The sequence below is a fragment of the Phenylobacterium sp. genome (assembly GCF_030698145.1).
In the GTDB taxonomy this organism is placed as follows: domain Bacteria; phylum Pseudomonadota; class Alphaproteobacteria; order Caulobacterales; family Caulobacteraceae; genus Phenylobacterium.
This window is the reverse complement of record NZ_JAUYNW010000047.1, coordinates 99,264-125,602: the sequence shown is the minus strand read 5'-3', so window position 1 is coordinate 125,602 and position 26,339 is coordinate 99,264. Positions and strand designations below refer to the sequence as shown.

Below are 26,339 nucleotides of genomic sequence, written 5' to 3'. Positions count from 1 at the left end.
GCATGCGACTGATCCTGCCGCTGCCCGGCAACGAAGCCTTCGCCAGCCAACTCGCCCGGGCCGTCGGCGGCGACCTCGGCGAGTTGGAGACGCGCCGCTTCCCCGATGGCGAGCACTACGTGCGTCTTAGGTCGGATCCCGCGGGGCGGACCGTCGATCTCGTCTGCACCCTGGCGCGGATCGACGAAGTGTTTCTGAGTCTGATCTTTGCGGCGGACGCGGCGCGGGGTCTAGGCGCGCGCGAGGTGAACCTGATCGCGCCCTATCTGGGCTATATGCGGCAGGACAGTCGCTTCCAGCCTGGGGAAGCCGTGACGTCGACGTCGATCGCGCGCTTGCTCTCGGGCAGCTTCGATCGGTTGGTCACGGTGGATCCCCACCTGCATCGCTATGCGAGCCTGAACGAAGTCTACGCGATCCCGAGCTTGGCCTTGCACGCCGCCCCGCTGCTCGGTCGCTGGATCCGGGAATCGGTGACCGATCCGCTGGTCATCGGGCCGGACGCGGAGAGCGAGCAATGGGCGGCCGCGGTCGCCGCGGCAGCTGGGGCGCCGCACCTGGTGTTGAGCAAGACGCGCCTCGGAGATCATGATGTGCGCATCACCCTTCCGGACCTGAGCCGCCACCGCGGACGCCAACCGGTTCTGATCGACGACATCGCCTCGTCCGGACACACGCTCCTGGCTGCGGCCCAGCAACTTGTTGCGGTGGGCTTTCCAGCGCCCGATTGTGCGGTGGTGCACGCGATCTTCGGCGGTGACGCCTTCGCCCAGGTATCAGCGGTGGCGGGGCGGGTGGTCTCCACCGACTCGGTCGCGCATCCTTCCAACGCCTTGCCCCTCGCGCCGCTGATTGCGCAGGCGCTTGCCGCCGCCCAGCCCGCTCCGGAATAGTAGGAGGCCACCATACGCATTGCCGTTTTCGAGGTGGAAGAGTGGGAACAGGCAGCTTGCCGACGACTGGCCGCCGGCCACGACCTACGCTGCACTTCACAGCCGTTGAATCTCCAAGGCGCCGCCGGTTTCGCCGACGCGGAGGTCATCACCACTTTCATCCGCTCGCAGCTCGACGCCGCCACTCTGGCGGCCCTTCCGGCGCTCAAGCTGATCGCTACCCGCTCGACTGGGTTCGACCACATCGATCTGGCTTACTGCCGCCAGGCGGGGATCGCCGTGAGCAACGTGCCGGACTATGGCGACCCGACGGTCGCTGAGCATACCTTCGCGCTGCTGCTCGCTGTCTCGCGCCGTGTCGTCGAGGCCGCCGACCGCACCCGCAAAGGCGATTTCGCGATGGAAGGCCTGCGAGGCTTCGATCTTGCGGGGCGGACCCTCGGCGTTATCGGGGCCGGTCGGATCGGTCGGCGGGTCATCCGCATCGCGCGGGGGTTCGCCATGCACGTGCTGGCGGTGGACGCCCGGCCCGATCCGGCGGCCGCTGCGGAACTCGGCTTCGACTACGCTTCCTTGGAGGACCTGCTGCGTCAGGCCGATGTCATCAGCCTGCATGTGCCGGGCAGCCCCGACACCCGTGACCTGATCACCGACGCGCAGTTCGCCGCGATGAAACCCGGCGCCGTGCTGGTCAATACGGCTCGCGGCGGCGTCGTCAACGCCGCGGCCCTGGTACGTGCCCTGACCAGCGGCAAGCTTGCCGGGGCCGGGCTTGACGTGTTCGCCGACGAGCCACTGCTACGGGAGGAGGCCGAGGTGTTCCGCGCCGGCCGCGAACTCCCATCCGAGCAACTGCGGTCTCTGCTCGCCACCAACACCTTGCTGCGGCTCCCCAACGTCGTGATGACGCCGCACATCGCCTACGACACCTTCGAGGCGGTGCACCGCATCCTCGAGATCACCCTACGCAACATCGAAGCCTTCGCGGCGGGGACCCCGCAGAACCTGGTGAGCGCGCCGGCATGAAACGCCATCGCGAGGCCAACACGCTGGTGAGCGCGGAAGCTTCGGCTCTGTTCGAGCGGCTCGACGACCAGACCCGCCTTGCCGAACATATGGGCCAGTCGTCGCTGATGATGGGCGGCGGCCACATGACCTACGACTTCGATGAGGGGCTGGGGCAGACCGTTGGGTCGCGGATTCGCATGGGCGGCGAAGCCTTTGGCCTGTCGCTCTTTGTCGAAGAGATCGTCGTCGAGCGCGCACCGCCGCGCCGTAAGGTCTGGCGCACCGTCGGTGCGCCACGGCTGATCATCATTGGACCGTATGAAATGGGGTTCGAGATCACGCCGGCGGAAGAGGACGTCTGCCGGTTGCGGGTCTGGATCGACTACGAGGCGCCGGCCAGGGGCCTCGGGCGGCGGACGCCCCGGCTCGCGGCCTTCTACGCGCGATGGTGCGTGCAGAGGATGGTCGGCGACGCCGCGCGCCATTTCGGGCACCCGGCTAGAGCTTGACGCGCCGCAACCGCAGCGCGTTGCCGACGACGCTGACGCTGGACAGCGCCATTGCGCCGGCGGCGATGGCCGGCGAGAGCAGCCACCCGAAGATCGGATAGAGGACGCCCGCGGCGATCGGGATGCCCGCCACGTTGTAGGCGAAGGCAAAAAAGAGGTTCTCCCGGATATTGCGCATCACCGCGCGCGACAGCTTCCGCGCCTTCACGATCCCCTGAAGGTCGCCCTTGAGCAAGGTAACGCCGGCGCTCTCGATCGCGACGTCGGCGCCCGCGCCCATGGCGATCCCGACCTCGGCGGCCGCGAGGGCGGGGGCGTCGTTGACGCCGTCTCCGGCCATGGCGACCTTGCGCCCCTCGCGGAGAAATTTCTCGACGACGGCCGCCTTGTCCTGCGGCAGCACATCGGCCTCTACCTCGTCGATCCCGAGCTTGCGGGCGACGGCGAGCGCGGTCGTGCGGTTGTCGCCGGTCATCATCACCAGGCGCACGCCTTCGGCCTTCAGCGCGGCGACGGCCTGAGCCGTGGTGGGCTTGATCGGGTCGGCGATGGCGAAGATCGCCGCCGCATGGCCATCGACGGCCATGAAGATGGCGGTCGCGCCGTCAGCGCGCAAAGCGTCGGCCTCCGCGTCCAGGGCGGCGGTGTCGACGCCTTGCTCCTTGAGGAACTTGCCGGACCCGAGGACGAGGCGCCTGCCGTCGACCACGCCCAGCACGCCCTTTCCGACCGGCGAGTCGAACTCGGCGGGCTGCGACAGGGGGAGCCGCCGGTCGTTGGCGGCGCGGACGATGGCGTCGGCGAGCGGATGTTCGCTACCGCGTTCCAAGCTCGCGGCGAGGCGGAGCACCTCGGTTTCCTCGAACCCGGCCGCCGGTCGAATGCTTGTTACGGCTGGCCGGCCTTCCGTAAGCGTGCCCGTCTTGTCGATCACCAGGGTGTCGATCTTCTCGAGGCGCTCGAGCGCCTCGGCGTTCTTGATCAGCACGCCGGCCTGGGCGCCGCGGCCGACACCCACCATGATTGAGATCGGTGTCGCCAGACCGAGCGCGCAAGGGCAGGCGATGATCAGCACCGACACCGCGGCGACGAGCCCGAAGGCCAAGCGCGGCTCCGGCCCGACCAGGGCCCAGACAGCGAAAGCCGCCACCGCCACGGCGATCACGGCAGGTACGAACCAGCCCGAGACCAGATCGGCCATGCGCTGGATCGGCGCACGGCTGCGCTGAGCCTGGGCCACCATCTGCACGATCTGCGCAAGCAGGGTGTCGGCGCCGATTTTCTCCGCGCGCATGACGAATGAGCCGGTCTTGTTGATCGAGCCCCCCACCACCTTGGCGCCGGGCTCCTTGGTCACTGGCATGGATTCGCCGGTTACCATCGACTCGTCGATCGAGACGCGGCCTTCCAGCAACTCCCCGTCCACCGGGACTTTCTCGCCCGGACGGACACGAAGACGATCTCCGACAGCGATGAGGTCCAGGGTGACCTCCTCGTCGGAGCCGTCCTCACGGACCCGCCGGGCGGTCTTGGGGGCGAGGTCCAGCAGAGCCTTGATGGCGCCTGACGTCTGTTCACGCGCGCGCAGCTCCAGCACCTGACCGAGCAGGACAAGCACGGTGATCACCGCAGCGGCTTCGAAATAGACAGCGACTGAGCCGTCTGGCTCCCGGAAGGCGGGCGGGAAGATGTGCGGCGTCAAGGTGGCGACTAGGCTGTAGAGCCACGCCACGCCGACGCCCATGGCGATCAGCGTAAACATGTTGAGGCTGCGGTTGACCAGCGAGCGGGCGCCGCGATCGAAGAAGGGCCAGCCGGACCAGAGCACGACCGGCGTGGCGAGGGCGAGCTGGATCCAGGCGGATGTTCGGCCGTCCATGAGCATCATGAGACCGGTCAGGTGTCCGCCCATCTCCAAGGCGAACACGGGGACGGTCAGGACCAGGCCGATCCAGAACCGGCGCGTCATATCCTTGAGCTCGGGATTGGGGCCGCTGTCGGCGGTGACCAGCTCGGGCTCGAGCGCCATGCCGCAGATTGGGCAATTCCCTGGCCCGACCTGGCGGACTTGCGGGTGCATGGGACAGGTGTAGATCGCGCCGGCAGGCGCGCTGGGCGCGGGCTGCGAGGCCCTCATGGCATAGCGGTCCGGCTCTCTCTGGAACTTGGCTGCGCACCCTTCAGAACAGAAAAAGACTTCAGAGCCCTTATGGGTCGCCTTGTGAGGCGTCGACGCCGGATCGACGATCATCCCGCACACAGGATCCTTCACCTGGGCGCGAGAGCCCAGCGAAGGCTCGCTGGGGGCGGAGCCGTACTGACCGTGATGGTGATTGTGCGAGCCGGGCGCCGGCGCCAGCCCAGGGGCTTGGTTGTCCGGTGCGGGCTTGCTGCGGTCTACGGGCATGAGCGAAGACTCCACGGAGCGGGCGAGGACGACCCACTTTGTCGGGGCGCATGCCGCCAAAGGAAACCCTCGACTAGGGCGTTATCCTGCTCACCGCGTTGACGCATCGCAAGGTAGTGCGGCTCCGAATGCGCTCCAGTGGAGCATCATCAGGAGAACGACCATGCGCCCTCTAATGTTCGCCGCCGCCGCCGCCTTGTTGCTCGCGGGGCCGGCTTTCGCTCAGCAAGATCACACAGCACATCACCCAGACGCTCGCGCCGCCGCGACCGCCAGCGAAGCCACGCCGACCCACGAGATGTGCAAGTCGGTGATGGGGAGGAAAATGGACGGCAAGCCGGTCCATGACCACGGCCGCGACAAGACAGGCGCCGTCACGTGGCCAAACGGCAAGCCGCTTAGCACCGCGGAGATGGAGAAGATGCACAAGACCTGCGCTGAAAAGATGCAGAAGGCGGATGCGCCGTCGGCGAATAAGTAGCACCCAATCGAGCCCCGCCTAAGGCGGCAGGATCGGGCCGAATGTGAGGATGTGGAGGCGACCAGCATGGTCATCGGCCCGACAGCCAGCCGCGGCGCCAGGATGCTGTGCACGGCCCTGGGGCCAGACATCGCGGCCTGGCTGGACGATCCGTCCGTCGTCGAGGTCATGCTCAGTCCCGACGACCGGCTCTGGGTCGATCGGCTGACGGGCGATCTCGCCGACACCGGTTGTCGGATGACCCCGGCCGACGGGGAGCGCGTCATCCGGCTGGTGGCGCATCATGTCGGGGCCGAGGTCTGATCCGATTGTCCGGGGGTCTCGGCCGAATTGCCGGGAAGCGGTGACCGGTTCGAGGGACTGTTGCCGCGCGTTGTGGCCGAAGTCCGATCCCGACCGAACGGCCCAAGAGCATCCCGAACTTCCGCGGCGTCATTCCCACCTGCAGGCGCACGCGGCGGCGAGCCTGCGCCATGACCATGAGTTCGTCATCGACGACTTTCATCCAAACTGGCCCCAGCCCCAGCCGTGATGTCGCGCGAGCCTGCCTTGCGGATCGATGTCCTGCGGGCTACAGAGCGAACGTTGGGAGCCCACCCCTAGTGTTTGATCGCCTCCACAGCCGGACGCGCACGATCCTCGTCATGTGTTGCATGGCGTTGATGGCGGTGCTTGCGGCGCAGGGCGCGATCACCAATGTGGACCGCACCCAGCACGCACTTGGCGTCAATCACGCCGCGATCCCGATGGCCGGCGCCGTTCATTACGACCATGACGACCATCATGAGGGCGGCCCCGGTGACGTCCCCGCATCCGCCGATCCGACCCCGGACGACGACGATGGCCGCCCGGCCCATCACCATTACGCCGAGGGCCCGCAACTGGCCGCGCTTTCCGCCGATCGGCTACCCGGGCACGTGCTCACACGCTTGGCGGTTGTGGCGGTTCCGCGCCTGGACAGCCCCGCGCTGTTGGTGACCGCCCGGCTCGAACGCCCCCCCAAGGCCGCCGCGACGAGCCTCGCCTAACGCGCTGCGGCGATCAGGCCGTGCGCGCCTGATCCTTGGTCTTCGAGAGACAACATGCCCATCTTCCATCGGAGCCGCGCCTTCGCGCGGCTCGCCCTGGCGTCGCATAGCGCGGCGTTGGTCCTGGCCCTGGTAGCGCCCGGAGCGGCGCAGGCGCAGGCCAAGCCCGCCCCTCTCACCCTGTCCGAAGCGATCGGACGCGCCAGCGCCGCCGACCCGGCCGCCGCCGCCGCGGAGGCCAGGCTGGAAGCGGCCCGAGCGGATCTTCGCCAGGCCGGCATCCGCCCCAATCCCTCGATCGGCCTGGAGCTGGAGAATTTCGCAGGATCCGGCGCCTATTCGCTGCTCGATCGCAGTGAGGCGACAGCCAGCTACCAGCAGACCTTCGAGCGGGGCGGAAAACGCGCCGCGCGGACGGACGCGGCCGCCGCCGAGATCGAGGCGGTGCGTCTGCGCCAGGCGGTGCGGCGGCTCGATCTCATCAAGGCCGTTCAGGTCGCCTATGCCGAGGCGCTCGCCGCGCAGGCCGACCTGCTGATCGCCGAGGCGCGCCTGATCGCCGCCCATCGCTCCCAGGCCGATATCTCCCGTCGAGTTCGCAGCGCACGCGATCCGCTCTTCGCCGGAACCCGCGCCGAGACTCTGACCGCTCAAGCCGACATCGCCCGCGACCAGGCCCGTCAAGCCGCGATCGACGCCCGCGCCGAACTGGCGCGCCACTGGGGCGGCGCTCCAGATTTCACTCTCGACCTCGAGACTTTCTTCAAGGCTTCAGAGGCGCAGACCGCGCCCGCGCAGGAGACCACGGACCTAGCCCTCTTGGTCGCGGTGCGCGATGTCACCGAGGCGCGCGTCCGGGTGGAGCGGGCCCGCCAGGTCGCCGATCCCACCTTGAAGGCCGGCCTGCGCTACTTCGGCGACGGCTCGGAGGTCGCCTTCGTCGTCGGCGGTACATTTCCGTTGCAGCGCTACGACACCAACAAGGCGGGCGTCGAACGCGCGCTGGCCGAGCGTAACGCCGCCGAGGCCGACATCGCCGCGGCGCGGCTGGCCCGAGAGCGCGAGATCACCCGCCTGACCGCCCGCATCGTGGCCTCGGCGCTCGAGTCCGAACGCATCCGCGCCGAGGTGATCCCGGCCGCGATCCGCACCGTCGAGTTGGTGCGGGACGGCTTCAACCGCGGCGGCTTCCAGTATTTCGACGTCACCGAGGCCGAGCGGGCGCTCGCTGACGCCCGCGCCCGCCGCGTGAGCGTCCTAAGGCAACATCACCTCGATCAGGCGGCCCTCGACCGCCTGTCGGACCGCCACGCCGGTCTCATTCCCACACCAGTCGCGGAGCGCCGCTGATGATCCCCGCCCAATGCTGGCGCCTGGCGCCGCTCGCCCTGCTGTTCACCGCAAGCCTCTTGGCCGGATGCGGTAAGGGCGCCGAGGCTCCTGCGGCCGAGCCGGGCCATGCCGTCGCGGCCGCCGACTACGAGCGCGGCCCGCACCGCGGCCGGATGCTGCGCGACGGCGACTTCGCCCTTGAGATGACCATCTTCGAGGACGGCGTCCCGCCGGAGTTCCATGTCTACGCCTACCGCAAGGACAAGCCGATCGATCCCAAGGCGGTGCAGGTCACCGTCGAACTGATCCGGCTGGGCGGCAAGGTCGACCGCTTCGCCTTCGCGCCCCGGCAGGACTACCTGCGCGGCGCGGGCACGGTCGTCGAACCGCACTCCTTCGACGTGAAGGTCCGGGCGAGTGAAGGCGGCCGCACCCATCAATGGAGCTACGCTTCCTATGAAGGCCGCACGACCATCGCGGCCGAGGCCGCTCGGGCCGGCGGCGTCGCCACCGAGAAGGCCGGTCCCGCCATTGTCGGCGATCTGGTCGACATGGCGGGCCGGGTCGAGGTGACCCCCGAGGGCCAGGGCGAGGTGCGGGCCTGGTATCCCGGCCGCATCATGGCGATGAACGCCGGCCTGGGTCAGGCGGTCCGTCGCGGCCAGGTGCTGGCGCGGGTTGAATCCAGCAACAGCCTGCAGACCTACTCGATCCCCGCGCCGATCGGCGGGGTGATCGTCCAGAAGAACGCCAATGTCGGCGATGTGGCCGACAGCCAAGCGCTCTATGTCATCGCCGATCCGACCAAGCTGCATGCGGAGTTCTTCGTCTATCCGCGCGACGCCGAGAAGATCCGGGTCGGCCAGCCGGTGGAGGTGCGCTCGCTCTCCGGCGAGACCCGCCTGCGGGCCGCCGTCGAAGCCATCCTGCCGACCGCCGACGTGTCCAGCCAGACCCTGATGGCCCACGTCCACCTCCCGCCGGGCGCGGCGGCCAGCTTCCGACCCGGCATGGGCGTGGAAGGGTCCTTCCAGGTGTCGGCCAAGTCGGTTCCGCTAGCCGTCCGCACTAAGGCCCTGCAGCGCTTCCGCGACTTCACGGTGGTTTTCGCCAAGGTGGGCGACACCTACGAAGTCCGCATGCTGGAACTCGGCGCGCAGACGCCGGAGTGGACCGAGGTGCTGGGCGGACTTGAGTCCGGAACCGAATACGTCACCGACGGCGCCTTCCTGATCCGCGCCGACATCGAGAAGTCGGGGGCCAGCCATGACCACTGAAGGTTCGCCGCCGATCGTCGCACGGCCCGCCTTGCTTGAACGGGTTGTCGCGCTCTCGATCCGCTTTCGATGGGGGGTCTTCGCCCTCGTCCTGCTCTCAGCAGCCATCGGCGTCTGGAGTTTCCAGCGCCTGCCGATCGACGCCACCCCCGACATCACCAATGTCCAGGTGCAGATCAACACCGAGGCGCCCGGCTTCTCGCCGCTCGAAGCCGAGCAGCGCATCACCTTTCCCGTGGAGACCGCCATCGCCGGCGTCCCAGGGCTGCAGTACACCCGCTCAGTCTCCCGCTACGGGCTCTCCCAGGTCACGGCCGTCTTCGAGGACGGAACGGACATCTATTTCGCCCGCCAGCTCGTCAATGAGCGGCTGCAGGTCGCCCGCGGCCAACTGCCGGCCGATATCGCCCCGGAGATGGGTCCCATCGCCACCGGCCTGGGCGAAATCTTCATGTACACCGTCGAGGCCAAGCCCGGCGCGCGGCGACCGGACGGGAGGCTTTATACGCCCGAAGACCTGCGCACCCTGCAGGACTGGGTGATCCGCCCACAACTGCGTAACACCCGCGGCGTCACCGAGGTCAACACCATCGGCGGCTTTGAGCGGCAGTATCACGTGAACCCTCTGCCGGAGCGGCTGTCGGCCTATGGCCTGACCATGACCGATGTCATCGAGGCCCTGGAGTCCAACAGTGCCAATGTGGGGGCCGGCTATGTCGAACGGTTCGGGGAGCAGTATCTGGTTCGCGTGCCGGGCCAGGCCACCGGCCTCGAGGATCTAAAGGGCGTCATCGTCAGCAATCGCGGCGGCGTGCCGATCCGTATCGGCGACGTGGCCGATCTCGCCATGGGCGAGGAGCTGCGCACCGGGGCGGCCACCGAGAACGGCCGCGAGGTGGTGCTGGGCACGGTCTTCATGTTGGTGGGCGAGAACAGCCGCACGGTCGCGCGCGCCGCGGCCGCCAAACTCGAGGAGGCCGCCAAGGCCCTGCCGCCTGGCGTCATGGCCGTCCCGATCTATGACCGCACCGACTTGGTCGACCGCACCATCAAGACCGTGGCGACCAACCTCCTGGAAGGCGCGCTGCTGGTCATCGTGGTGCTCTTCCTGCTGCTCGGCAACATCCGGGCCGCGGTGATCACCGCAGCGATCATCCCGCTCTCCATGCTGCTGACCATCACCGGCATGGTGCAATCCAAGGTCTCGGGAAATCTCATGAGCCTGGGGGCGCTGGACTTCGGTCTGATCGTCGACGGCGCGGTGATCATCGTCGAAAATTGCCTGCGAAGGTTCGGCGAGGCCCAACACCGGTTGGGCCGGGTCTTGACCCAAGACGAGCGCTTCAGCCTGGCGACGAGCGCCACCGACGAGGTGATCCGTCCCTCGATGTTCGGGGTGCTGATCATCACCCTGGTCTATGTGCCGATCTTCGCCCTGACCGGGGTCGAGGGGAAGATGTTCCACCCGATGGCGATCACCGTGGTCATGGCCCTGACCGCGGCCATGCTGCTGTCGCTCACCTTCGTCCCGGCCGCCGTGGCGCTCTTCGTCACCGGCAAGGTCGAGGAGAAGGAGAGCCCGGTCATGCGCGGCGCGCGCGGGCTCTATCAGCCGGCGCTCGACACCGCGCTTCGGCTGCGCACCGCCTTCGTGACCGGCGCCGTGGTGCTGGTGGCGGTGGCGGGTTTCGCCGCGAGCCGCATGGGCTCGGAGTTCATCCCGAACCTCGACGAGGGCGACATCGCCATGCACGCCCTGCGCATCCCCGGCACCAGCCTCAGCCAGGCCATCAAGATGCAGACGGCGCTCGAAGCCCGCATCAAAGCTTTTCCTGAGGTCGAACGCGTAGTGGCCAAGATCGGCACCGCCGAGGTGGCCACCGACCCCATGCCGCCGTCCGTCGCCGACACCTTCATCATCCTCAAGGATCGCGAGGACTGGCCCGATCCCCGCAAGCCTCGGGCCAAGCTGGTGGCCGAACTGCAGGCCGCCGTCGCCCAGATCCCGGGCAACAACTACGAGTTCACTCAGCCCATCCAGATGCGGTTCAACGAACTGCTGTCGGGGGTGCGCGCCGACGTGGCCGTCAAGGTGTTCGGCGACGACCTCGACCGGCTCCTGGAGATCGGCAACGCGTTGAAAGACGTCGTGGAGGGCATCGACGGCGCGGCCGATTTGGGCGTGGAGCAGGTGACGGGCCTGCCGGTGCTGCAGATCACGCCCGACCGGGCTGCGCTCGCGCGGCTGGGCCTCAATGTCCAGGACGTCCAGGACGTGCTGGCTACCTCCTTGGGCGGCGCTGTCGCCGGCCAGGTCTTCGAAGGCGACCGGCGCTTCGACATCGTCGTGCGGCTGCCTGAGGCCATCCGGCGCAATGTCGACGAGATCGGTCGGCTGCGCATTCCGCTCGCCGCGGGCGGGGAGGGGCCGCGTGGCTTCGTGCCGCTTGCCGATGTCGCCAAGATCGAGGTCGAAATCGGGCCCAACCAGATCAGCCGCGAGAACGGCAAGCGCCGCGTCGTGGTCACCGCCAATGTGCGCGGCCGCGATCTGGGATCCTTCATCGCCGAGGTGCAGCAGAAGGTCGGGGCCGAGGTCGAGGTTCCAAGCGGCTACTGGGTCACCTATGGCGGCACCTTCGAGCAGCTGATTTCCGCGGCCAAGCGCCTGCAGCTCGTGGTGCCCCTGGTCCTGCTGTTGATCTTCGGTCTGCTCTACGCCCTGTTCCGCTCGATCAAGGACGCCGCGATCGTCTTCTCCGGCGTGCCCCTGGCGCTCACCGGCGGGGTGGCGGCCCTGCTGCTGCGCGGCCTACCGCTGTCGATTTCGGCCGGGATCGGCTTCATCGCCCTTTCGGGCGTGGCGGTGCTGAACGGCGTGGTCATGGTCAGCTTCATCCGCAACCTCATCGCCGACGGCCGGCCCCTCGACGAGGCGATCCGCGAGGGCGCTCTGACCCGGCTTCGGCCGGTGCTAATGACCGCCCTGGTCGCCAGTCTCGGCTTCGTGCCCATGGCCTTCAATGTGGGCGCCGGCGCCGAGGTGCAACGGCCGCTCGCCACCGTCGTGATCGGCGGGCTCATCTCCTCGACGATCCTGACCCTTCTGGTGCTGCCGGCGCTCTACAGCCTCGTGCATCAGCATTTCGGCCGCGGAGCTCCGCAGGTCGTCGAGGCGGTCGCCTGATGTCCGGCTTTCGCCTTCGCCGGCGCTCCAGCCTTCGGGCTTTATCAGCGTCAGGTCCTGCCTGCGATCAGCGTGGCGCTCGTCCACGCGCTGCGCGCCCGGGCCAGCGGCAAACCCAGCAGAGCCCTTCGAGCGAACCCGGTTGGGCTGAACCCCGGCGAATCGCCCCTCGACCCCGCTCTGGGCGCCAACTCATGACCTACGACTTTCAGGGATCTTCCATGCCGTCTACCCCGCTGCCGACACGCCCCCGCGCTCGATTGACAGGACTGGGCAAGCCCAGCCACCTGACTCTGCATCCCTTCAACCGCGCGCGATCCTGAAGCATGGCGACTTCACGCTCTATGAGACGGCCGCCATATTCGGGACCCTCCGACGAGCGCTTCCAGGCCCTGCGCGGCGTGATGGAAGACGAATGGACACCGGGCTTGGCGGACTTGCTCGGGAGTCAGCCGTCGGATCTGCCGTTGATATGGGGCGCCGACTTCCCGCTCGGACCCAAGACTTCAGACGGCGCGGACAGCTATGTGCTCTGCGAGATCAATGTGAGCTCGGTCTTTCCCATTCCGGACGAGGCGCCGGACGCCCTGGCCGAGACCCTGCTCAAGCGGCTCCAAGCAGCGCGGCGAGCGCGCGCCATCAACGCCTGAACGACCGCACCCAAGCCCCACCGGAGCGCCACATGAGCCGACCTTCCATCGACCGCCGCCTGTTGCTGGGCGGGCTGGCCATCGCCGGCGCCGCAGCGAGCACGGCCACGGCCACGGCCCAAGCGCCCGCGACGGCCCCCGCCGGCTTCACGCCGAGGCCGCTGCCGTTCGATCCCAAGGCCGTGCCGGGCCTGTCGGAGAAGCTGTTGGTCAGCCACCATGACAACAACTATGTCGGCGTCGTAAAGCGCTTGGGGTCCATTCGCGGCGAGCTCGGTAAGCTCGATTGGGCGTCGTCGCCGGGCTACCTGGTCAACGGCCTGAAACGCGAAGAGCTGATCGCGTGGAACTCGATGATCCTGCACGAGATCTATTTCGCGGGTTTCGGTCCGGCCGCGTCGGCGAGCCCGTCCTTGGCCCAGGCGATCGAGCGAGACTTCGGCAGCCGCGACCGCTGGACCGCCGAATTCGCCGCCATGGGCAAGGCGCTGGGCGGCGGGTCCGGTTGGGTGATCCTGACCTGGAGCCGCCATGACGGTCGGCTGGTGAACACCTGGGCAGCCGATCATACCATGACACTCGCCGATGGCGCGCCGCTGCTCGTGCTCGACATGTACGAGCACGCCTATCACCTGGACTACGGCGCCAAGGCCGGAGCCTATGTGGACGCCTTCATGAAGGCCTTCAGCTGGCATGGCGCCAACGAACGGTTCGCCAAGGCGGCGGCCTAGACGCGGCGATCTGGTTCGGGCTGCACATGATTTTTCGCGAGGTTCGGGAAGTGCGCACGTTCGGCCTGAACTTCGACGTACCGATGCTCTCGAGCGTGAATCTCGCCTCTCTGGTCCTGACGCTTGCCGCCACGATCGCCGTATTCCGTTTCAAGGCCGGGGTCATTCCGGTGCTCTTGACCACCCTCGGCGATCGGTGTGCTGCTGCACCTTACCCAACCAGGCTTGGTTCCGCATTGAACGAGGCGAGTGTCCTCAGTGGACGGGCGGCGCATGCATGCGCAGTAGCAGTCCCACCAAATCCATGGCGTGGGCCGTGTAGAGGAGCCCCACCACGGCGGCCACCACCACCAGTCCGATCACGATCCCACGTCTCATGTCTTCGCGCCTTTGCTGCAGCATCAAATTCGTCCGCCGTCGCCCGATGTCACTCGTAGGCGAGCGCCTCGCGCACGACCAAGCGTGCGGCGCGCGACGCCGGCGCCGCGCTGGCTGCCACGGCGATGACCAGCGCCAGCGCAAGCCAGGCCGCTGCGGCGAAGACCGAAACGGTGAACGGCAACGGCGCGCCGAACATCCCGGCGGCGATCAGGCCGACGGCCCGCGTCAGCGGCAAGGACACCAGCAGAGCCAGGAACCAGCTGATCGCGGCGATGAGCACGCCCTCAGTGACGATGACCTTGAGAACGACCGCCGGCGTGGCGCCGAGCGCCTTCATGACACCGAGCTCGCGGGTGCGTTCGAGGACGTTGACCGTCATCATGGAAGCCAGGCCGAGCCCGCCTATCGTGGCGAGAAGCACCGAGGCGGCGACCAGCATGGCCACTGGAACCTCCACATGGCCGATCATGGCGGTGTGCAGTCGCTCAAGCGGCATGCTTCGCTCCACGCTGATCGCCGCCGAATCGAGGGCCTGTTCGGCCGCTCGGACGACGCGGGCGCGTTCCTGCGCCGTGCCCGCTCGGGCGATCACGCGAATGTCGCTGCCCATTCCTTCGGAGCCTGACGCCTTGGCGTAGCCTGCGCGGCTGACATAGGCGCCGCCGCCGCCGACCTCGAGGACGAGGCCGACAATCCGCCACGCGGTCGGCCGCCCAGCGATCGAAAGCAGGACCCGGTCGCCGATCTTGGCCGCCGGGATCTGGGCCAGCATTTTCGGGGTCAGGACGACGGCGTCGATATCGTCGTTGGCCAGCCAGCGTCCCTGCATCACCGGGAACCGGATCATCTTGGTTTGCGGCGGCACGCCGAACAGCGTGAAGCCACCGTGCCCGCGATCGGGATAGGTCCGCATGACGTCGATACGGCCTTGTTGCGCGAACGCCGTCTGGCTGTATCCCCAGACCTCGACCTTATCGATACCCTCGACCGCGGCGAGCGCGGCTTCGATCCGGCTGATGGGGACCGCTTCGCTCAGCAGGAAATCGGCGTCGTAGAAGCGGTCGGTCGTGACGTGGTCGGCCATGGCCCGCCAGCCGTCGCGGACGTTCAACGCCGTGATGAACACACCACCGCCGGCCGAGAGCAGCACTAGGGCGAGGACGAGGCGGCCGCGCCGGCGGAACATGTTGCGGATCGCCAGGAGATAGGGCGGTGGGACGCCGCCGAACCTCGCCAGCACTTGATCGAAACGTCGCGCGCCGAACGATCCGCCCGCCCCGAAGCTGCCCAGCGCCTCGCGCACGGTCTTGCGGCTCGCCCCCACGATGGTGGGCAGGGAAACCAGCAGCGGCAGGAGCAGGCCCGCGCCGATCAGCACCGCGTAGACCCATCCGGGAATGGCCGAGCTGGTCACGGTGAAGTTCATCGTGTCGGCCATTTTTTGGGCGAGGCCCTTCGCGGCGGCGATCCCCAACGGCAGGCCGACGGCGAGCGACGCGCCGCCGAGGACGAGCAGCAGCACGCCATACATCGCGCCGATCTGTCGGCTCCGCGCGCCGATCGCCTTCATGATCGCGATCTCACGAACCTGGCGCGCCAGGATGGCGCTCAGGACTGCGGCGGCGAGGATCGCCGACAACAGCAGCGCCAGGGTTGCGAAGGTCAGGAACATGCCCAGGCTGATCAGGATCTGGCCCTGGTGCGGATGCTGCCCCGGGGGCGGGACCTTGACGCTGTGGACCTCGACGCCTTGCGTCTGAAGCGCTTTGGCGAGTTCCAGCGCCTTGGCGTCGGTGACGGCCGTGCTCATCGGATCGCCATCGAGCAGGACCCGAAGTTCATCGAGGACGGGCGGTTCCCCAAGGCCGGCGAGCGTAGCGCGCGTGATGTAGCCGTAGCCGGTCTGCTCCTGCCAGGCCGGCGCAAGCGTGGTGTCATGAACGACGCCGGAGACAGGCGCCGTCCGCAGTGAACCGTGGGGCATCCGCAGCGTCACCACGCCGCCTTCACGCACTTTCAGGAAACCGATGGCCTGCCGCTCGATCAGCATGCCCCCGGTCGGCGGCGGCCAGGCGCCGGAGTCGCGAGTGAAGACATTGAGGCGCATCGCGTCGAAGTCGTCCACGACGAAGAGAAGCATGCGCATCCATTCGTCGCCGACCTTGGCGCGGGCCTCGACCACCGCTCGTGGCTCCGCCGCGGCAATGCCCGGGAAAGCCTTCGCGGTTGCGAGGACGGCTGGCGTGACCGCGTCGACTTCGATCGTCGCCGACGCCGGGTTGGTCGTGGCGTAGTTGACCACGATCTCGCGGCTGACGACGCCGTACGCGCCGAGCATCGTGGCGACCGTGAAGATGCCAACCGACAGCGCGATGAGGAGCGCCAGCGCGCGTCCGCCATAGCCGGTGAGGTCGCGCCGCGTCTTCGTCCATCTCGTGTCCATTCTCAGGCCTCCGCGGACTGCGGAACGGCCCGCGCGCGAGCGCTGGCGGTGTCGCTCGCGATCCGCCCATCGACGAGGACGATCGTGCGGTCGACGATCGCTGCAACGTCGCGTTCATGGCTGACGATGACTACGGTGGTCCCGCCCGCCGCCAGCCGGGAGAACAGCGCGAGGATTTCGTCGGCGGTATGAGAATCGAGATTTCCGGTCGGCTCATCGGCGACGAGGAGTGGCGGGTCGTTGGCGAGCGCGCGCGCGATCGCCGCGCGCTGCTGCTGACCGCCCGACAGCGTCGCGGGGAGCTTGTCGGCTTGGTCGGCGATGCCGACCTGGCTGAGCAGATCGAGCGCCCGGGGCCGACGTTCGCGCACCGGATAGGTGGCGCAGAAATCCATGGGCAGGATGACGTTCTCCGCGATGGTCAGGGTCGGCAGCAATTGGAAGAACTGGAAGACAAGGCCGACGGTCTTGCCGCGCCACGCCGCGAGCTGCGTCTCGCTCATGGCGACAACCGCGTCGCCGGCGACGTCGATGCTCCCCGACGTGGGCCGATCGATACCGGTCAGGAGGTTGATCAGCGTGGTTTTTCCGCTGCCGGACTTGCCCACCACCGCGACGAAGTCGCCGCGCGCCAGGGTGAGCTCGATGTCGGCCAGGGCCGCGAATGTCCCGGCCGGAGTCTCATAGGTCTTACCCACCTGCCGCATCGTAATGAGCGGATCGTCCCGATTGGCGCCGGGGCCTCTCGAAAGAGGGGCAAGCTGGCTCGGCTTGGCGTGCACCATGGCATTCAATGACTCCTGGACGACTGCGTGATAGTGGACAGGTGTCTGGTAAGCGCAACGAACAGCGGAGCCGCAAATGTCGGTTACGAGACGGATGGGCCGGAATGACCGGGAAAAGTCGGCGGACCGCCGTGAAGCGGCCGGGAGCACGGGCGACCGGCGCGCCCTACGGACGAGAACCGCCCTGCATCGCGCGCTCATTGGCCTGATTGTCGAGCGCGACTACGACGAGATCAGCATCGCCGACATCACCGAGGCCGCCGATGTCGGCCGCTCGACCTTCTATGCGCACTTCACCGACAAGGACGATCTCCTGCGCCGCGGCCTCGGCCACCTGCGCGGCCACCTCCTCGAGGCGCGCGATAGCGCGGGCGGGGGAGAGGGCGCGGCATCGCGCACCCTTTGGTTCAGCCGCTTCATGACCGAACACCTCAAGGAGCAGCACCAGCTCTACCGTGCGCTGATGCGAGGCCGGGCCGGGCCGATCATCATCGACAAGATCAAGGAGCTGCTCTCCGAGCTCGTGCGGACCGAGTTGGCGGCGCGGGAAAACGGGTCCGGCGCCCAGGCCGCGCCCCCCGAGATCGCCGTGCGGTTCGTGGTCGGCGCCTATATGTCGGTGGTGACCTGGTGGCTCGACCGCGGCGCCCGGGAAACGCCGGAAGAGATCGACCAGGCGTTCCGTGAGTTGGCGTTGGGCGGTCTTGGAACGCTACTCCGATCCTAGCCCAGTCCGCTTCTGGATCGATCTCGAAGGCTCTCTCGGTGCGAGCCGTGGAGAAGCAAGCGAACGCGGTGACGCCTGCTGAAACGAATTCCGACAGTCTGGCGACGCCGCGCTCATGTAGTAGGGCCAGCCGCCGGCCCCCCTGCGGTCTGATCTATTTCCTTGGATAGAATGATCCATCATCTGAGGAAGCAGACCAGTAGGCGCCCTTCACTACCGGGACGCTCGCCTCTCTAAGGGCCAATTGGCTATGCGAACCCGAGATCGCCCATCCACGATCATGATCGGCCCATGGCTATGAGCACGGTCGCTCGCGGGTCGAAGGGAGTCCGCAAGCCCTTCTTCCCTCTCTCGTGCCGGAAACTCTGAGCACCACCGGCCCCGCGTGCGGCGGCGGACTGATCCAGAGGGTAAGTTGGCGTTTTCTTGCGTAGTATAGAGTGTTCTGGAATGCGCATTCGCGGCCAGATTATCTACGATGGGCTATCTATGCTCTATGAAGAACCGTCCGTTGTCTCGGAAGATTATGTAGAAACATCAATAGTCTAACATTTAGACTGAAATCGTGACGGTATTTGAAATATTCGTGATCAGAGATATGCAAAAAAACAAATGGTTACTTACCTCGTAGACGATCGAGTGGGAGTGAGGGAGAGGCTTTCCGCAAGCTTCTCGGCCTATCCGCAGATATCTGGATGCGCGGGATAACGCGACCTCGCCCCAGGAGATCGCAGAGGCGGCGGCCTTCATCCCGAGAAGCTAGCCGGTCGTGGTTGTGGTGGCGCGGGCGCCTTCGAGGAATCGCCTTCTGGTCAGGCGACCTTCGCCTCGCCACCGCTCGCCGCCTGCCCGTCAGGGGCCGCCAACCGGGCGATGGTCGCTATGAGGTTGGTCGGATTGATCGGCTTCGGTTCGACCGCATTGAAGCCGTGGGCCAACAGCTGTTCGTCCACGCCCGCCATGGCGTCGGCCGTCAGGGCGACGACCGGCTGATCCCTGCGGCCGGCGCCTCCCTCACGGATCCGGTTCAGCGCTTCCAGGCCGTCCATCCCGGGCATGTGAATGTCCATGAGGACGACATCGATCGCTATCGTCCTCAGGCAATCCAGGGCCGCCGCGCCATCACCCGCCGTGATTACGGCAACGCCGAACGCCTCGAGGATCGCGCGGGCGACCGCCTGATTGATGGCGTTGTCGTCAGCTACCAGGACCGTCAGCCCATCGATGTTCATTGGCGCTTCTTCCTGGGCGGGCTCGTCGAGCGCCTCGCTTTCGATCAGGGGAAGAGTGACCGTGAAGGTCGAACCCTCGCCAGGGCGGCTCTCCAGCGAGATGTCGCCCCCCATCAGGGTCGCCAGGTTCTTGCAGATGGCCAGGCCAAGGCCCGTGCCGCCGAACTTCCGCGTCGTCGACGCGTCCGCCTGCGCAAAGGACTGGAACAACCTTGCCTTCTGCTCCTCGCTGATCCCCAGGCCGGTGTCTGAAACGCTGATTAAGACGAGCGGACCTCCCGCCTCGGACGGATCTGAGCGAAGCCCCAGCCGCACCTCGCCATGGGTGGTGAACTTCAAGGCGTTCGAGATCAGGTTGATCATGATCTGCCTTAGGCGTGTCGGGTCTCCAAGAACCCAGCGCGGCGAGGTCTCATCGACATCGAGCACGAGCCGCACGCCTTTGGCGCTGGCGGTTTCCGTCCAGAGTTCATGGACCCGTCGACCCAGGTCCTCGAGATCAAACGGGATCGATTCCAGTTCGAGCTTGCCCGCCTCAATCTTCGATGTGTCTAGCAGGTCGTTGAGGATCGACATCAGCCCCCCACCGGAACGCAAAAGCATATCCACGTGGCCAGCCTGCCGGCTGTCGAGATTTGTGTGTGTGAGGGCATGGGCCATGCCCAGGACGCCGTTCATTGGCGTGCGCAGTTCGTGGCTCATCATCGCGAGGAAGGCGGTCTTGGCGCGGTTCGCGGCGACAGCGCGTTCCGTCTGCTCTTCGAGCGCATGCTGGCGCGCGATGAGCTCGGCCTGGGTGTCACGAAGTGTCGTGGCGTTGAGGACATTGCGGCGAATATCGAGGACGAGATAGATAATCCCCAGAAGAAGAACCACAACCAGGGTCAGCAGATATTTCCCTCGTGAGAGGAACGAGACAAAAGGCAGGATCAGGAGCGTGAGTGTCGGTATCGATCCGAATGCCAGTGTAGTGGCGGCGGAATGAAACGACATGGTCTGGGCGATGACCAGCAGGCTGAAGAGCAGCGCGACCGCGACGATCTGAAGTTCAGAAACGCCCGTCGACCAATAGGCGACTGGCATTGATGTCCAGACAAGGCTCGTTGCCGTGATGGCCGCCAGGCGCAACATTCGATGGCGGCGCAGAGGCGCCAGGACGCCGCGAGGATAGGACAGCAGAGCCCAGACCTCCGCGATAACCAGGGCGCCGAACCAGGCGATTGCGGCGAGCCAGGAGAAGTTCAGGGCCAGCAGAATCGCGAACACGGCGGCGATCGACAGCCTGAGCAGCAGTGTCTGACGGCCCTCGCGGGCTTGGACGTCAATTCCCGCATCGAGCTCGAGGCGCAGCATAGCGCGTACTCCAATCCGAATTCCCAGCACCGTGTGGAGGCAAGTTCTACCTGGCGGTTAAGCGACCACGTTCCGTGTCGCGGCATGGCGTCGCAGCGCCCCCATGCGGAAGGCATAGCGCTAGAGACGCCGAAGCACATCCGGGCCATCCGCTAGCGCGGCCGCGGCGCCCCGAGGGGGCCTACTGTGCAGCCACCGACCGGCCTGCGACGCCGCTGACCGCCTGGGCGGTGAGCAGATCGAGCTGAGCCTCGACGGCGACCGATGAGCAGACGCCTTCGGGGGGCGAAGCTCACCTCCGCTGTATTGATCGCGACGCCCAGCCTCGCACCGCGTGCGCGATGGCGCGCGGTGCGTACAACGTCGTGACGCATCCCTGCCACCCGCCGCCGGTGGCGATGCATCCTATCGGCAATCCATCGAGGTAGGGGCGGTCGTCGCTCCGCAGGTTCTCGATGTGACCGAGAGCGTTCTGGAATCCGGGGACACTATACCGATTTCGCCGCCTTGGCCGCGGGCGCCTGATCGCGCGACGGCTATGACGGCGCGGCCGACCGACCGGGCCGCCCTACCGCACGTGCAGGCGCAGGGGCTTGGTGTTCTCACGGACGATCAGGCCCTTGGCCTCCAGATCTAGTTGCACGCCCTTCAGCCACCAGCCGGCCGTGGCGCCGCCTGGAAACTGCGCCTCCGGCAAGAGGGGCAGCAGCCGTGCCTTGGCCTCCGCCACCGTCAGGCCGGGAGCCGCCGCGGGCAGCACCGCCAGGATCGCCTTGCGCATGGCGTTGTACTTGTCGGCGTCGATCCGCACCGGACGATCCGGGCTGTTGGGGTTCTCCATCAGGACCTTGTCGGACTGAGCGGTCATGCGGGCACGCCCTCGACCTTGGGGATGCGGAAGCCCATCGCCACCCACGCCTTCATCAGCCGCCACATGAACCTGCCGGAGTGGCTCGGATAGCTGGGGAGGCCGCCCAGCAGCTCGACGCCCTCCGGCTTCTCGGCGGTCATGGTCCGTTCGTCCACCGGCGGCGCGCGCCCCGGCAGGCGGTCCCGATAGACACTCAGCCAATGGCCGCCCTTGAACTCGAGGGCCATCGGCGAGTTGCGCGGGCCCGCCACGTCGAACGCGACCTGGCCGTATCGGCACGACGCGGTCCGGCGTTCCTGGCGCATCGTGTTCATCGACACTCTCCATCTCCAGTCTTGAATAGAACTGGACGGTCCAGTACTAGAAGTCAATCGAGGCTGGCGAAGGACGATGGTGAAGGCGAGTATCCCTTTGGAGCGTGAGGAACCGGGGAGGGAACCGGGCCGCTCCGAGCGCAAGCGCGCGGCGATCCTCGACGCCGCCACGGAGATTTTCCTTCGGCACGGCTATCTCGGCGCCAGCATGGACGAGGTCGCCGCCCAGGCCGAGGTGTCCAAGCAGACCGTCTACAAGCAGTTCGAGAGCAAGGAGGCGCTGTTCGTCGAAATCGTCGGCGGCATGACCGGCGCCGCGGGCGACAAGGTCCAACGCGAGATCGCCGATCTGGGCGAGCAGGACGATCCCGAGAAACAGCTATTGGCCTACGCCGAGCGCCAGCTCACGGTCGTGCTGACACCTCGGCTGATGCAACTTCGCCGCCTGGTGATCGGCGAGGCCAACCGTTTCCCGGCGCTGGGGCGGGCGCTCTATGACGGTGGCCCCGGCCGCTCCGTCGCCGGCCTGGCGGCGGCGTTCGCGCGCTGGACCGAGCGGGGCCTGCTTGGAATCGAAGACCCGCGCGCCGCGGCGTCCCATTTCAACTGGCTGGTCATGGGCGAGCCCGTGAACAGCGCGATGCTGCTGGGCGATGAATCCATCCCAGAGCCGGAGGCGCTGCGTCGTCACGCCGTCGACAGCGTTCGCGTTTTCCTTGCGGCCTATGGATCGCGAGCGCCGAGCGCCTGAAAGGGGCAGGGCCTCGACACCGCCAGCGCCGCCGTCCCGGCCCGCCCGATGATCTCAACCACGCAGAAGTCTCCGCTGATGGAGATATTTGAAGGTTAAATTATCTGGGATTGACAACGATACCAATTCGCGTTGACATCGTTATCAGCTGCTGTGGGCAAGGGCGCTAGAAGCCACCCACATCGCGGGACCAACGTGTCGGAGGGGGACGAAATGAACGGTGTCAGGGCTTCACTATGGGCCACGGCTTGCCTGGCGGCGCTGAGCGTCGCGAGCGGGGCCCATGCGCAGAAGGCGGGCGACGGCGCTCAGTCGGTCGCCTTGGACGAGATCGTCGTCACCGCGAACCGCACGGAATCGCTGGCCTCGAAGACGCCCATCGCGCTCTCGGCGGTCAGCCCGGACGTGCTGCGCGACTCCGGCGTCACCAACCCGCTGAACCTGTCCGACGTGGTGCCCAACCTGTCCATCGACCGGGCGTTCGTCGGCATCCAGATCACGATCCGCGGGATCACCAGCACCGACACCACGGAGAAGGGCGATCCTTCGGTCGCCTTCCTTCAGGACGGCGTCTATATCGCCCGGCCGCAGGCGCAGGAGGTCAGTTTCTTCGACCTCGAACGCGTCGAGGTGCTGCGCGGGCCGCAAGGCACCCTGTACGGCCGCAACACCACGGCGGGCGTGATCAACGTGATCTCCGCCAAGCCCAAGCACGAATTCCAGGCTTCGGCCGACGGGGCCTATGGCAATTTCGGGACGGTGCAGGCGAGCGGCATGGTCAATGTGCCGGTCAACGACGCCATCGCGCTGCGCGCGGCGGTGAACCTGGAACGCCGCGACAACTACATCCGCAAGGGCGTCGCATCGCCGTTCGGCATAAGCCCGTTCAAGGACAATCTCTCGGGCCGGCTCTCGGCGATGATCGACATCACGCCGTCGATCAACCTGGTCGTTCGCGGCGACTATTCCCGCATGACCGGAACCGGCTTCAGCTCTGTCCGCCTCAGCAACTTCTTCACCGGCCCGTTCGTGGCGGGCCAGGCCCCGCTCCATGTCGACCTGGACTCGAAGGCCGCGCGCACCCTGACCTACGCGCCCGGCGTCGACACCGACAGCGACAACGACACCTGGGGCGTGACGGCCGACCTCACCTGGGACATGGGCCCGGTGGTGATGTCCTATCTCGGGTCCTATCGCGAACTCAGCCAGCACAACGACCTGCAGGCCGACCTCGGCGCCCCGGTCTCCACGCCGGTGCGGTTCGACGGCGAGTACTGGCAGAACTCCCAGGAACTGCGCTTCGCCTATGACGACGGTGGCCGCATCACCGCCCAGGCGGGGGGCTACTATTTCAAGGAACGGTCCGGGATCGCGGCATTCATCCTGCAGCCGCCGTTCATCCCCGGAGCCCTGGCCTTCGGGTTCCCGCAGGACCCGACCATAGCGGTGTCGAAGGGCGTGTTCGGGCAGGCGAACTTCGAAGTCATTCCCGGCCTCAAGCTGACCGCCGGGATCCGCTATTCCAGCGACGAGAAGTCGAGAGTGGGCCAGACCGTCATCATCTTCCCCGCGCCGGTCGGGACCATTCCCACCCAGCAGAACAACGCCGAGCGGAGTTTCGAGAAGGTCATCTGGCGATTGGGCGCGGACTACGATTTCGGCGCGACGATGATCTATGGCGTCGTCTCCACCGGCTACAAGGCGGGCGGCTTCAACGACGGCTGCGAGATCGGCACAGGCCCGTTCTGCGGGTTCACCGCCGACGTCCTCTACTACGCGCCGGAAACGGTGACGGCCTACGAGGCCGGTATCAAGACGCGGTTCGCCGACAACCGCGTGCGCCTGAACGCCTCGATTTTCCACTATGACTACAAGGGCTTGCAGCTCAGCTCGACGTCGAACATCTGCGGCGGACCCTGCCAGGTCACCACCAACGCCGGCGCCGCCAAGATCGACGGGCTGGAGCTCGAGGCGAACATCCAGCCGAACGAGAACCACCGCATCGACCTGGCCTTCAACTACCTGGACGCCCGCTATTCGCGGTTCCTGCCGACGCCGGGTGTCGACTTTGCCGGCCGGCCGCTCGACCGCTCGCCCAAGGTCACCGCCTCGGCCGGATACAACTTCACCTATCCACTGGAGAACGGCGGCCGCCTCGAGGCTTCTGCCCGCGTCCGGCTGAGCCAGTCCTATGTGCTGACCGACTTCACCTCGGTGGTGCAGTTCCGCCAGCCGAGCTTCCACAAGACCGACCTGACGCTGACTTACACGGCGCCGCAGGACCGCTACTACGTCCAGGGCTATCTCAAGAACATCGAGGACGAGATCACCCTGGGATCGGTTTCGACGAGTTTCGCCGGCACCGCGATCTTCGCCGATCCGCGCACCTACGGCGTCCGGGTCGGGGCCAAGTTCTGATGAAGCGTCAAAACACCCTCGCGCTGGCCTCGATCGCTGGCGTGGCGCTGCTCGCGTCGTCCCCCGGCCTGGCCGCGGGCGCGCAGCGTGACCTCGTGCGGGTCGACACGGGCGAGCTCAAGGGTTCCGTCGATCGCGATGTCGTCGCGTTCAAGGGCATACCCTTCGCCGCGCCGCCGGTCGGCGACCTACGCTGGCGCCCGCCGCAGCCCGCGGCGGCCTGGAGCGGCGTGCACGCCGCCGACCAGTTTGGCGCCATCTGTCAGCAGCCGGCCGACACCAAGGACAATGGTGTCGGTCGCGGGCCCATCAGCGAGGACTGCCTGACGCTCAACGTCTGGGCGCCGGCCGAGCGATCGGCGCGTCCCTTGCCGGTGATGGTGTGGATCTATGGCGGCGGCTACGTGGCCGGCTCAAGCAGCGCGCCGCTCTATGACGGCGGCCACTTGGCGCGGCAGGGCGTGGTGCTGGTGACGCTGAACTACCGGCTGGGCCGGCTCGGCTTTTTCGCCCATCCGGCCCTGACCGCCGAGGCGGGCGGCGAGTTGGTGGGCAACTACGCTCTGATGGATCAGATTGCCGCGCTCAAATGGGTCCAGCGGAATATCCGCGCCTTCGGCGGTGATCCGAAGAACGTCACGATCTTCGGTGAGTCCGCCGGCGGGGCGGCGGTCAATCACCTGATGATCTCGCCGATGACGCGCGGGCTGTTTCACCGGGCGATCTCCCAGTCCGGGATCGGCCGGGAAAGATCGAGCCGTCTGCAGAGCGTCAACGCCGACGGCGTTCCCTCGGCGGAGACCCAGGGCCAGGCCTTCATGGAATCCTTGGGCGTGAAGACCGACAGCGCCGCGGCGCTGAGGGCCGTTCCCGCCGAGCGGATCATCGCCGCCGGCGCCGCGAATCCTTTGGTGGACGGCGGCCCGATCATCGACGGCAGGCTCCAGACCATGGATGTCGACGAGGCCTTCGAGAAGGGCGCGGAGGCCAAGATCCCTTACCTGGTCGGTTACAACAGCCTCGAGATCCCCTTCCAGGCGCCCATGTTCGACGACGTGCGCACCCGCGCGACCAAGGCGCAGCCGGAGAGGATGGCGCGCGTCAAGGTGGCCTATGGCGACGACGCGGCGTTCGAGCTTCGCGCGGTCAGCGATCTGGTGTTCAGCGAACCGGCCCGGTATCTCGCCGCGCGGCATGCGCAGAACGGCTACCCGACCTACCTCTATCGCTTCTCGTTCCAGTCCGCGTCGATCCGCGAACGGTTCAAGGGCGCCCCCCACGCCTCGGAGCGCCAGTATGTGTTCGGCAACCTGAACGCCTCCAACTGGCCTACCGGGGAGGAGGACAGGCCCGTCGCCGCGGCGATGAGCGCCTATTGGTCGGACTTCGCCCGGCGCGGCGATCCGAACGGCGGCGGGCGACTGAAGTGGCCGTCCTATTCGGCGGCCAAGGACGTACTGCTGGACTTCACGGCGGCCGGCCCGGTGGTCTTGCCGGCCCCCTTCAGCCCCGCTCTCGATGCGATCGCCACGATCTATCGGATAGACTGAGGCCCGGTTGG

The 26,339-nt window shown here is 67.2% G+C and carries 21 protein-coding genes and 1 pseudogene; 15 read left to right on the top strand and 7 right to left on the bottom strand.

Features of this window, described 5'->3' with window-relative positions; genetic code table 11:
• The first annotated feature begins 2 nt into the window (after window positions 1–2).
• Genes Q8Q77_RS06390 through Q8Q77_RS06380 form a run of 3 tightly spaced genes read left to right on the top strand, consistent with a single transcriptional unit; the run spans window position 3 to window position 2,410 of the window.
• A complete protein-coding gene (locus tag Q8Q77_RS06390) occupies window positions 3–893 on the top strand; it encodes a ribose-phosphate pyrophosphokinase (RefSeq protein ID WP_305582297.1) in 891 nt (296 codons plus the stop codon).
• Window positions 894–926: 33 nt separating this feature from the next.
• Window positions 927–1,919 carry a hydroxyacid dehydrogenase gene (locus Q8Q77_RS06385; protein WP_305582295.1) on the top strand — a complete coding sequence of 331 codons (993 nt, stop codon included), beginning with the start codon at window positions 927–929 and terminating at the stop codon, window positions 1,917–1,919.
• The gene (locus tag Q8Q77_RS06380; RefSeq protein ID WP_305582293.1) at window positions 1,916–2,410 is read left to right on the top strand and encodes an SRPBCC family protein; all 495 of its coding nucleotides are present in this window, start codon (window positions 1,916–1,918) and stop codon (window positions 2,408–2,410) included. Before Q8Q77_RS06385 ends, Q8Q77_RS06380 begins: the two co-directional genes overlap by 4 nt.
• On the opposite strand, the gene Q8Q77_RS06375 is transcribed toward Q8Q77_RS06380, so the two are convergent.
• Window positions 2,400–4,817 carry a heavy metal translocating P-type ATPase gene (locus tag Q8Q77_RS06375; RefSeq protein WP_305582291.1) on the bottom strand — a complete coding sequence of 806 codons (2,418 nt, stop codon included), beginning with the start codon at window positions 4,815–4,817 and terminating at the stop codon, window positions 2,400–2,402. The genes Q8Q77_RS06380 and Q8Q77_RS06375 overlap by 11 nt on opposite strands.
• A 175-nt stretch (window positions 4,818–4,992) precedes the next feature.
• Here Q8Q77_RS06375 and Q8Q77_RS06370 point away from each other — a divergent pair, with 175 nt between their 5' ends.
• The 8 genes and pseudogenes from Q8Q77_RS06370 (at window position 4,993) to Q8Q77_RS06335 (ending at window position 13,503) form a co-directional block, all read left to right on the top strand.
• Entirely contained in the window at window positions 4,993–5,298 is a 306-nt protein-coding gene (locus tag Q8Q77_RS06370) for a hypothetical protein (protein WP_305582289.1), read from the top strand.
• 102 nt (window positions 5,299–5,400) lie between these two features.
• Window positions 5,401–5,679: pseudogene (locus Q8Q77_RS06365) on the top strand (P-type conjugative transfer ATPase TrbB); the annotation flags it as partial.
• A gap of 221 nt (window positions 5,680–5,900) precedes the next feature.
• Entirely contained in the window at window positions 5,901–6,326 is a 426-nt protein-coding gene (locus Q8Q77_RS06360) for a hypothetical protein (protein ID WP_305582287.1), read from the top strand.
• A gap of 54 nt (window positions 6,327–6,380) precedes the next feature.
• On the top strand, window positions 6,381–7,676 hold the full coding sequence (locus tag Q8Q77_RS06355) for a TolC family protein (protein ID WP_305582285.1): 1,296 nt from the start codon (window positions 6,381–6,383) through the stop codon (window positions 7,674–7,676).
• Complete coding sequence (locus tag Q8Q77_RS06350; protein ID WP_305582283.1) at window positions 7,676–8,935, top strand: efflux RND transporter periplasmic adaptor subunit; 1,260 nt, start codon at window positions 7,676–7,678, stop codon at window positions 8,933–8,935. The genes Q8Q77_RS06355 and Q8Q77_RS06350 overlap by 1 nt, the downstream gene beginning before the upstream one ends.
• Before the next feature lie 31 nt (window positions 8,936–8,966).
• Entirely contained in the window at window positions 8,967–12,122 is a 3,156-nt protein-coding gene (locus tag Q8Q77_RS06345) for an efflux RND transporter permease subunit (protein ID WP_305582335.1), read from the top strand.
• A gap of 326 nt (window positions 12,123–12,448) precedes the next feature.
• Window positions 12,449–12,772, top strand: coding sequence for a hypothetical protein (locus Q8Q77_RS06340; protein WP_371130416.1), 324 nt, complete (start codon window positions 12,449–12,451; stop codon window positions 12,770–12,772).
• 32 nt (window positions 12,773–12,804) lie between these two features.
• Window positions 12,805–13,503 (top strand): superoxide dismutase, encoded by a 699-nt coding sequence (locus Q8Q77_RS06335; protein WP_305582279.1) that lies wholly within the window; start codon window positions 12,805–12,807, stop codon window positions 13,501–13,503.
• A gap of 255 nt (window positions 13,504–13,758) precedes the next feature.
• Here Q8Q77_RS06335 and Q8Q77_RS06330 read toward each other — a convergent pair whose 3' ends face one another.
• The 3 genes from Q8Q77_RS06330 to Q8Q77_RS06320 are packed head-to-tail and all read right to left on the bottom strand — an operon-like array spanning window position 13,759 to window position 17,112.
• Window positions 13,759–13,881, bottom strand: coding sequence for a hypothetical protein (locus tag Q8Q77_RS06330; protein WP_305582277.1), 123 nt, complete (start codon window positions 13,879–13,881; stop codon window positions 13,759–13,761).
• A gap of 49 nt (window positions 13,882–13,930) precedes the next feature.
• The gene (locus Q8Q77_RS06325; protein WP_305582275.1) at window positions 13,931–16,327 is read right to left on the bottom strand and encodes an ABC transporter permease; all 2,397 of its coding nucleotides are present in this window, start codon (window positions 16,325–16,327) and stop codon (window positions 13,931–13,933) included.
• Between the two features lie 2 nt (window positions 16,328–16,329).
• Window positions 16,330–17,112, bottom strand: coding sequence for an ABC transporter ATP-binding protein (locus tag Q8Q77_RS06320; protein ID WP_305582273.1), 783 nt, complete (start codon window positions 17,110–17,112; stop codon window positions 16,330–16,332).
• A 76-nt stretch (window positions 17,113–17,188) separates the two neighbouring features.
• Here Q8Q77_RS06320 and Q8Q77_RS06315 point away from each other — a divergent pair, with 76 nt between their 5' ends.
• Window positions 17,189–17,839, top strand: coding sequence for a TetR/AcrR family transcriptional regulator (locus Q8Q77_RS06315; RefSeq protein WP_305582271.1), 651 nt, complete (start codon window positions 17,189–17,191; stop codon window positions 17,837–17,839).
• Between the two features lie 812 nt (window positions 17,840–18,651).
• On the opposite strand, the gene Q8Q77_RS06310 is transcribed toward Q8Q77_RS06315, so the two are convergent.
• The 3 genes from Q8Q77_RS06310 to Q8Q77_RS06300 form a co-directional block, all read right to left on the bottom strand.
• Window positions 18,652–20,424, bottom strand: a complete 1,773-nt coding sequence (locus Q8Q77_RS06310) for an ATP-binding protein (protein ID WP_305582269.1) — start codon at window positions 20,422–20,424, stop codon at window positions 18,652–18,654.
• Between the two features lie 568 nt (window positions 20,425–20,992).
• Window positions 20,993–21,292: a hypothetical protein gene (locus Q8Q77_RS06305; protein WP_305582267.1), complete on the bottom strand. Its 300-nt coding sequence runs from the start codon at window positions 21,290–21,292 to the stop codon at window positions 20,993–20,995.
• On the bottom strand, window positions 21,289–21,609 hold the full coding sequence (locus tag Q8Q77_RS06300) for a hypothetical protein (protein WP_305582265.1): 321 nt from the start codon (window positions 21,607–21,609) through the stop codon (window positions 21,289–21,291). The genes Q8Q77_RS06305 and Q8Q77_RS06300 overlap by 4 nt, the downstream gene beginning before the upstream one ends.
• Window positions 21,610–21,688: 79 nt before the next feature.
• Here Q8Q77_RS06300 and Q8Q77_RS06295 point away from each other — a divergent pair, with 79 nt between their 5' ends.
• The 3 genes from Q8Q77_RS06295 (at window position 21,689) to Q8Q77_RS06285 (ending at window position 26,328) form a co-directional block, all read left to right on the top strand.
• The gene (locus Q8Q77_RS06295; protein WP_305582263.1) at window positions 21,689–22,360 is read left to right on the top strand and encodes a TetR/AcrR family transcriptional regulator; all 672 of its coding nucleotides are present in this window, start codon (window positions 21,689–21,691) and stop codon (window positions 22,358–22,360) included.
• A gap of 213 nt (window positions 22,361–22,573) precedes the next feature.
• Complete coding sequence (locus Q8Q77_RS06290; protein ID WP_305582261.1) at window positions 22,574–24,778, top strand: TonB-dependent receptor; 2,205 nt, start codon at window positions 22,574–22,576, stop codon at window positions 24,776–24,778.
• Entirely contained in the window at window positions 24,778–26,328 is a 1,551-nt protein-coding gene (locus tag Q8Q77_RS06285; RefSeq protein WP_305582259.1) for a carboxylesterase/lipase family protein, read from the top strand. The genes Q8Q77_RS06290 and Q8Q77_RS06285 overlap by 1 nt, the downstream gene beginning before the upstream one ends.
• Window positions 26,329–26,339 lie beyond the last annotated feature (11 nt).

What these genes read in the sequence shown, in the direction of transcription:
- Q8Q77_RS06350 (WP_305582283.1), top strand. Translation starts at nt 7,676, where the DNA reads ATGATCCCCGCCCAATGCTGGCGCCTGGCGCCGCTCGCCCTGCTGTTC.
- Q8Q77_RS06375 (WP_305582291.1), bottom strand. Translation starts at nt 4,817, where the DNA reads ATGCCCGTAGACCGCAGCAAGCCCGCACCGGACAACCAAGCCCCTGGG.
- Q8Q77_RS06390 (WP_305582297.1), top strand. Translation starts at nt 3, where the DNA reads ATGCGACTGATCCTGCCGCTGCCCGGCAACGAAGCCTTCGCCAGCCAA.
- Q8Q77_RS06325 (WP_305582275.1), bottom strand. Translation starts at nt 16,327, where the DNA reads ATGGACACGAGATGGACGAAGACGCGGCGCGACCTCACCGGCTATGGC.
- Q8Q77_RS06340 (WP_371130416.1), top strand. Translation starts at nt 12,449, where the DNA reads ATGGCGACTTCACGCTCTATGAGACGGCCGCCATATTCGGGACCCTCC.
- Q8Q77_RS06355 (WP_305582285.1), top strand. Translation starts at nt 6,381, where the DNA reads ATGCCCATCTTCCATCGGAGCCGCGCCTTCGCGCGGCTCGCCCTGGCG.
- Q8Q77_RS06300 (WP_305582265.1), bottom strand. Translation starts at nt 21,609, where the DNA reads ATGAACACGATGCGCCAGGAACGCCGGACCGCGTCGTGCCGATACGGC.
- Q8Q77_RS06335 (WP_305582279.1), top strand. Translation starts at nt 12,805, where the DNA reads ATGAGCCGACCTTCCATCGACCGCCGCCTGTTGCTGGGCGGGCTGGCC.
- Q8Q77_RS06380 (WP_305582293.1), top strand. Translation starts at nt 1,916, where the DNA reads ATGAAACGCCATCGCGAGGCCAACACGCTGGTGAGCGCGGAAGCTTCG.
- Q8Q77_RS06330 (WP_305582277.1), bottom strand. Translation starts at nt 13,881, where the DNA reads ATGAGACGTGGGATCGTGATCGGACTGGTGGTGGTGGCCGCCGTGGTG.
- Q8Q77_RS06305 (WP_305582267.1), bottom strand. Translation starts at nt 21,292, where the DNA reads ATGACCGCTCAGTCCGACAAGGTCCTGATGGAGAACCCCAACAGCCCG.
- Q8Q77_RS06285 (WP_305582259.1), top strand. Translation starts at nt 24,778, where the DNA reads ATGAAGCGTCAAAACACCCTCGCGCTGGCCTCGATCGCTGGCGTGGCG.
- Q8Q77_RS06320 (WP_305582273.1), bottom strand. Translation starts at nt 17,112, where the DNA reads ATGGTGCACGCCAAGCCGAGCCAGCTTGCCCCTCTTTCGAGAGGCCCC.
- Q8Q77_RS06310 (WP_305582269.1), bottom strand. Translation starts at nt 20,424, where the DNA reads ATGCTGCGCCTCGAGCTCGATGCGGGAATTGACGTCCAAGCCCGCGAG.
- Q8Q77_RS06290 (WP_305582261.1), top strand. Translation starts at nt 22,574, where the DNA reads ATGAACGGTGTCAGGGCTTCACTATGGGCCACGGCTTGCCTGGCGGCG.
- Q8Q77_RS06315 (WP_305582271.1), top strand. Translation starts at nt 17,189, where the DNA reads ATGTCGGTTACGAGACGGATGGGCCGGAATGACCGGGAAAAGTCGGCG.
- Q8Q77_RS06370 (WP_305582289.1), top strand. Translation starts at nt 4,993, where the DNA reads ATGTTCGCCGCCGCCGCCGCCTTGTTGCTCGCGGGGCCGGCTTTCGCT.